We start from the raw sequence: 5178 nt of genomic DNA, 5'->3' as shown, positions 1-5178 counted from the left end.
CGCCCGTACCGTCGCCGAGGGGAAGTGGCAGGAAGGGCCTGCAGAGCCCAAGCGGCACAAGCCGTACCCGTTTGACATCTATACGCACTGCGGGATCAAGTGGGTGAAGTTCGGTGGCCGTTGGTGGGTCTTGGACTCCGTGTTCCCTGGTGCCGAGCGGGTCAAGGGGGAGCCGCCCTCACAGGACAGACAGAGGCTCGCCGGCTACATGACTTTGATCGACGCGGAGACCGCCGACTTCGATGCCGCCGGAATGCCCACGATGCAATTCGTAGCCACCGAGGACGAACCCCCGGGCTGTGTCTGAATGCGAAGACCAGCGACAACGCAACACCCACAGCGAAGTCGTCGACCGGGGCCCACGTCGCCGTGCGACAGGTGACGCGCGCGGACCGTCCCGTCGCCCCGCCGGGACGGTCCGAAAACGTGGTGTCCCTGCTACACCGCGTGTTTTGGACAGGCACTTCCTCCACGCTGCATGAGCGCTGGACGAGCGCTAACCGGCCTCCCACGAGGGTTGGATCACCAACTCCACCTGGGAGGACGGGAGCAGGGAGCCGGTTGCGGCGTACCCCACGCTCCCGCGTTCCCGGGCGGACTCCGCGCAGGAACGTAGTAAGGGGCAGACTCATGGGTAACGCTGTGCGGCCACAGCGCAGGGCCATTCTCACCGGAGGGATCGCGGCGGCCTCCGCGGCCGTGCTCACCGCCTGTTCGTCGAAGACCGGCGCTGCCGACACGGCGAAGGCGGCGAACGTCGGGGCGGCGTCGCCCTCCCCGCAGGCCGCTCCCCGGCCCGACTCCGCCGGGACGGCGTACGCCAGGCTGCTGGACGGCAACAAGCGCTGGGTGAGCGGCAAGCTGCAGCACCCCGACCAGGACCCCGCCCGGCGCGCGGCCGTCGCGCCCGAGCAGAAGCCGTACGGCGTGATCGTCTCCTGTATCGACTCCCGCGTGCCGCCGGAGCTCGTCTTCGACACCGGCATAGGCGACCTGTTCGTGATACGCACCGGCGGACAGGTCGTGCAGCCGGTGGTCGTCGGCTCCGTCGAGTACGGGCCCCTCACCGCGGGATCCCCGCTCATCGTCGTCCTCGGGCACCAGAACTGCGGTGCCATCAAGGCGGCGTACAAGGCGATCAAGGACGGCGAGAGTCTGCCGGGCAACCTGCAGTCGATCGTCGAGGCCCTGCGCCCGGCCTACAAGGACATCGCCAAGACCAAGCACGCCGACCCCGTCGACGCGATGATCCGCGCCCACGCCAACCGGACCGCCGCCGACCTGCGGTCCAACGCCGCGCTCGCCCCCCTGGTGAAGAAGGGCGATCTGAGCGTGGTCAGCGCCTACTACTCGCTCGACACCGGCCGCGTCGAGACCCTCACGGGAGCCCCCTCCGCCTGACCCGGCGAACGCCCTCCAGCCGCGAGTCCGGCCGCCCCTGTCACGGGAGGACAAGGGCGGCCGGACCGGCTGCTCGGTGGCTTCGGACGGAAATCCGAGTGCGGGCGAGAGAGGAAGGTCCTCGCTGGCGGACCAGCGACGAGGTGACAAGGTGCCAAGCAGACAAGGTCCTGACCGTCGACAAGCACGGCCTCGAGCCCGGCGAGGCGGCCCTGGCCTGGTTGCTCACCCGTCCCGGCGTAACCGGCCCGATCGTCGGCCCGCGCACGGCGGAGCAGCTCGAACCCTCCCTGCGCGCGGTCGAGTTGGAGCTGAGCGAGGAACTGCTGGCCGGGCTGGACGAGACCTTCCCCGGACCGGGACCGACTCCGGAGGCCTTCGCCTGGTAGCGGTCACAGCCGCAGTCCCCCGACTGTGCGCTGACCATCCTCCGCAGCCGCAGCCGCAGCCGCAGCCGCAGCCGCAGCCGCAGCCCGCACCGCAGGTCGACGTAGCGGCGCCCGGTGATGTCCCACAGATGGTGTCCGGCGCGCAGCCCGGCACGTGCGGGAAGTCGGGCGGCCGGGTGATCACCGTGCCCAGTCCCGCGTCCCGGGCAGTGTGGGCGATGCGGTCCGCCGGGTAGGCGGGGTCGACGGGCACGTAGGCCGCGCCCGCCTTCAGGACGGCGAGCAGGGCGACGACGAGTTCGGCGGTGCGCTCCAGGCACACACCCACCCGGCCCCCGGCGGTGACGCCGCGTCGGCGCAGGCCCCGGGCCAGGAGGGCGGACTGTTCGTCGAGTTCGACGCGGACCGGGACGCGGACCGGGACGCGGACGGGCACGCACTCGTCGGTCGGCTCTTCGACGCCGCGGAGATGCCCCCCCCGAGAAGTCGAAAACGCTGGAGTGGAACCACGCCCACACGTCGTCGGACCCCTGACAGCCAACGGAAAACTCGACACGACCCGGCTCCCCGCACCCGCGGCCCCCGCCCCGCCGACGCGGCACACCGAGCCCGTCACCGACGACCTCGCCGAGCAACTGCGCGTGGTCTGGAGCGAGATCCTCGGCACGCCCGTAGACCTGGACGACGACTTCTTCGAACTCGGCGGCAACTCCCTGTTCGCCGTCCGCATCGGCGCGACACTGCGCGCGCGGGGCCTGCCGTCCTTGCGTCTGCGCGAGCTGTACCGCCATCCGACCGTCCGAGAGATGGCCGGCAGTCTCGCTTCCTCGTCGCGGGGAGGCGAGGACTGACAACTGGCTGCGGCCGGTCCGTGTGCCGACGCCGTCCCAGAGACGGGACAAACGTCCAGGTCACAGTGGGTCGTTCATCCCAGCGTCCCAGGAGGTACTGGTGCGCTTGCCAGGCTTCGGAGAGGAACCCGATGCTGATCCGCGTAGGGCAGTCGGGGAGCGGCGCGGTGCCGCTCCCGCTCCCTGCCGACGGTCACGCCGGGCGCGGGCCGAGCCGGCACGTACACAGGAATGGAACCGCAGACGCATGATGATGTCCCGAACGAACCGCACTGCACTGGCCATGGGCACCGCTGTCCTCATGGCGTCCGGAATGGTCGTCGCGGGGGCTACGACCGCCTCCGCCGATGCGTGCGGAGGCCCCCGCAAGTACCTCTGCGGTGCGGTCAAGAACAGGACCGGCAAGCCGATGCACTACACGATGAAGCTGGGCAGCGGTCCGCACCTGTGCGACGTGTGGAACATCGACGGCGGCACCAAGAGCAAGTGGGACCAGACCGAATGTGAGCAGCAGTCGTTCAACAGGGGGACGATAGGCGGCAACGGCACCGGCCAGGACGTCGACGCCTTCACCTTCGCCAGCCACGGCTACCACGAGCGGTTCACCCGCGTCGGCACGTGGAACTGGCGGAAGAAGGGTGTCTGGACGAAGATCCGGAGCGGGGAGATCGCCGACTGCGGCATCGGCGACAACAACGAGGTCTGGTGCACCGTCCTCGTCCAGGTCTGACACAGCGGAAGGGTGCGGGCCACTGGCCCGCACCCACCACGGCACGCATGGGACCGCCCACCACCGACGGCAGGCGCACCACCTGTCGTCGGCGCCTGTCGCGTCGTGGACTTTCAGTCCCGCGGTGCGACGCGGATACGGTTCCCGTCGGGATCGGCTGCGAGGAAGGTCAGCAGGAACTCGCCTCGGCGCTCGGGGTCTCCCTTCGAACCATCACCCGGGACCTGAACTGGCTCCGCGACGCCGGTCTGCCGGTGACCGCACACCGGGGCCGCCTCGGAGGCGTGACCATGCTGCCCGGGTCCGGGCTCGATCTCACGCGACTCACGCCTGGCGAGCGTGATCATCTCTCGCTCACCGGGCTGGACGAGAAGCAACGTGCGGAGCTCGACGCATCGGTCGACAGCCGGCGCGCGCTCTCCAAGGTCGTCGCTGCACAGTCACGTCGAGTTCATGAGCTCCTGCCGCTCACCGACGTAGTGCACGTGGACAGCCGCCCCTGGCTCCGGACACGAGCCTCAGGCACGACTCCGGCTTCGCTGATCGGCTCAGTGCGGCGAGGTCGCCGGCTGAGGATCGAGTACGACAGCCCACGTGAGTCATGCCGACGCGACCTGGTCGTGGATCCCTACGGGCTGTTAGCCAAGGCCGGCATCTGGTATCTCGTAGCCGACCGTGCCGAAGTGCCCCACCTTTACCGGCTCGAACGGATCACGACATGGAATGAAGTCGACCAGCCACGACGGATCCGCGAGAACCAGACCCTGGCCACCGTCGCCGCGGCGCTCATGGATCAGTGGGAACACAACCATGCGATAGAGGTCAGCGCCACCATCGACCAGACCCAGATCGAGCGAGCGCGACGGATCTTCGGCCAACGACTCGTCCGGGACGACCCTGAGGCATCCCGCACCGGCCACAAGGTGACGATCCGCTTCCTTCAACTGGAGGACGTGCGAACACTACTGCCGTTCGGGAGCGCCATCACGGTGCACGGCCCCACCGAAGCCAGGGCTCACCTCCGCGCCCTCGCCACCAGCCTTGCCCGCCACTACGCGCCGTCACCAACGTCCTGACCCGCAACACTGGACATGGCCGGGGTCCGCGGCGGGGGCTACGCCCGGCTTCCTTTCCCGCCGCGGCCGGCTCCCCTTCAGCTGATCGGCCGCCGAAGCTCGGCCCGGATCCGGAAGGTCCGCTCGGCGAGGTCCGCCAGGTCCACGTCCCTGGCGTCCGCGGAGGAGATCGCGGGGTTGATCTCGCCGATCAGCGCGCCGGTGTTGCCGTCGTTCCAGGCGCACATCGGCATGATGACCCGCATGTTGAGGTCCTCCTTGGCGACCACCTGGCAGGTGACGGTGACGTCCGAGCCGGAGGGGCGGAAGTCCTCGGGCGCCCTGGCGACCGACATGCCCTCCGGGTCGTCGGCGTCCTTCAGCATGGTGTCCCGGGCGTCGTCGGCGTCCGTGAACCGGCCGTACACACCGCTGATGTTCAGCTGGCCCCCACGGTCCACGGGCGTGTAGATCGCGACGGCCGCCCGTACGTCACGGCCGCCCAGGGCACTCTCGGCATGGTGCTCGAAAGCGTCCTGCGGGGAGTCGGAGAAGTCCTGCTCCATCTCGTATTCACCGCCGAGCATGGTCTTGGGCAGGGTCAACCGGTACCGCGCCTCGGGGAAGTCTCCGTCAGTGCCGATCTCGCTGACCGCGACGGCTGCCCAGGCGACGAGCAACAGGGCCATGACCCCACCTGCGACCCCCAGGATGACACCGGCCCGGCTCTTCTTCGGCGGCGGAGGGGGTGG

6 protein-coding genes and 2 pseudogenes are annotated in these 5178 nt (G+C 69.6%); 6 read left to right on the top strand and 2 right to left on the bottom strand.

The features are described 5' to 3' along the window. The 3 genes and pseudogenes from P1P70_RS40250 to P1P70_RS45945 form a co-directional block, all read left to right on the top strand. A partial coding sequence (locus P1P70_RS40250; RefSeq protein WP_319246791.1) for a hypothetical protein occupies positions 1–307 on the top strand: 307 nt, incomplete at its 5' end. 323 nt (positions 308–630) lie between these two features. Further along, positions 631–1401 carry a carbonic anhydrase gene (locus P1P70_RS40245; RefSeq protein WP_319246790.1) on the top strand — a complete coding sequence of 257 codons (771 nt, stop codon included), beginning with the start codon at positions 631–633 and terminating at the stop codon, positions 1399–1401. A gap of 27 nt (positions 1402–1428) precedes the next feature. Continuing rightward, positions 1429–1790: pseudogene (locus tag P1P70_RS45945) on the top strand (aldo/keto reductase); the annotation flags it as partial. Positions 1791–1935: 145 nt separating this feature from the next. Here P1P70_RS45945 and P1P70_RS40235 read toward each other — a convergent pair. After that, a pseudogene (locus P1P70_RS40235) lies at positions 1936–2187 on the bottom strand (AMP-binding protein); the annotation flags it as partial. Between the two features lie 103 nt (positions 2188–2290). On the opposite strand from P1P70_RS40235, the gene P1P70_RS40230 reads away from it, so the two are divergent. The 3 genes from P1P70_RS40230 to P1P70_RS40220 all read left to right on the top strand — a co-directional run bounded on the left by P1P70_RS40230 (position 2291) and on the right by P1P70_RS40220 (position 4447). Next, positions 2291–2641: a phosphopantetheine-binding protein gene (locus tag P1P70_RS40230; RefSeq protein WP_319246788.1), complete on the top strand. Its 351-nt coding sequence runs from the start codon at positions 2291–2293 to the stop codon at positions 2639–2641. 247 nt (positions 2642–2888) lie between these two features. After that, positions 2889–3371, top strand: coding sequence for a hypothetical protein (locus tag P1P70_RS40225; protein ID WP_319246787.1), 483 nt, complete (start codon positions 2889–2891; stop codon positions 3369–3371). A 47-nt stretch (positions 3372–3418) separates the two neighbouring features. Next, positions 3419–4447 carry a helix-turn-helix transcriptional regulator gene (locus P1P70_RS40220; RefSeq protein ID WP_319246785.1) on the top strand — a complete coding sequence of 343 codons (1029 nt, stop codon included), beginning with the start codon at positions 3419–3421 and terminating at the stop codon, positions 4445–4447. 77 nt (positions 4448–4524) lie between these two features. On the opposite strand, the gene P1P70_RS40215 is transcribed toward P1P70_RS40220, so the two are convergent. Further along, positions 4525–5178: hypothetical protein (locus P1P70_RS40215; RefSeq protein WP_319246783.1), on the bottom strand; the 654-nt coding region annotated here is incomplete at its 5' end.

Source organism: Streptomyces sp. MB09-02B (genome assembly GCF_033794485.1).
GTDB lineage: Bacteria > Actinomycetota > Actinomycetes > Streptomycetales > Streptomycetaceae > Streptomyces.
This window is presented reverse-complemented; position numbering and strand designations above follow the sequence as displayed.

Bases quoted from the DNA above. Each gene is read 5' to 3' on its own strand.
- P1P70_RS40245 (WP_319246790.1), top strand. From the start codon at position 631: ATGGGTAACGCTGTGCGGCCACAGCGCAGGGCCATTCTCACCGGAGGG.
- P1P70_RS40225 (WP_319246787.1), top strand. From the start codon at position 2,889: ATGATGATGTCCCGAACGAACCGCACTGCACTGGCCATGGGCACCGCT.
- P1P70_RS40220 (WP_319246785.1), top strand. From the start codon at position 3,419: ATGGGACCGCCCACCACCGACGGCAGGCGCACCACCTGTCGTCGGCGC.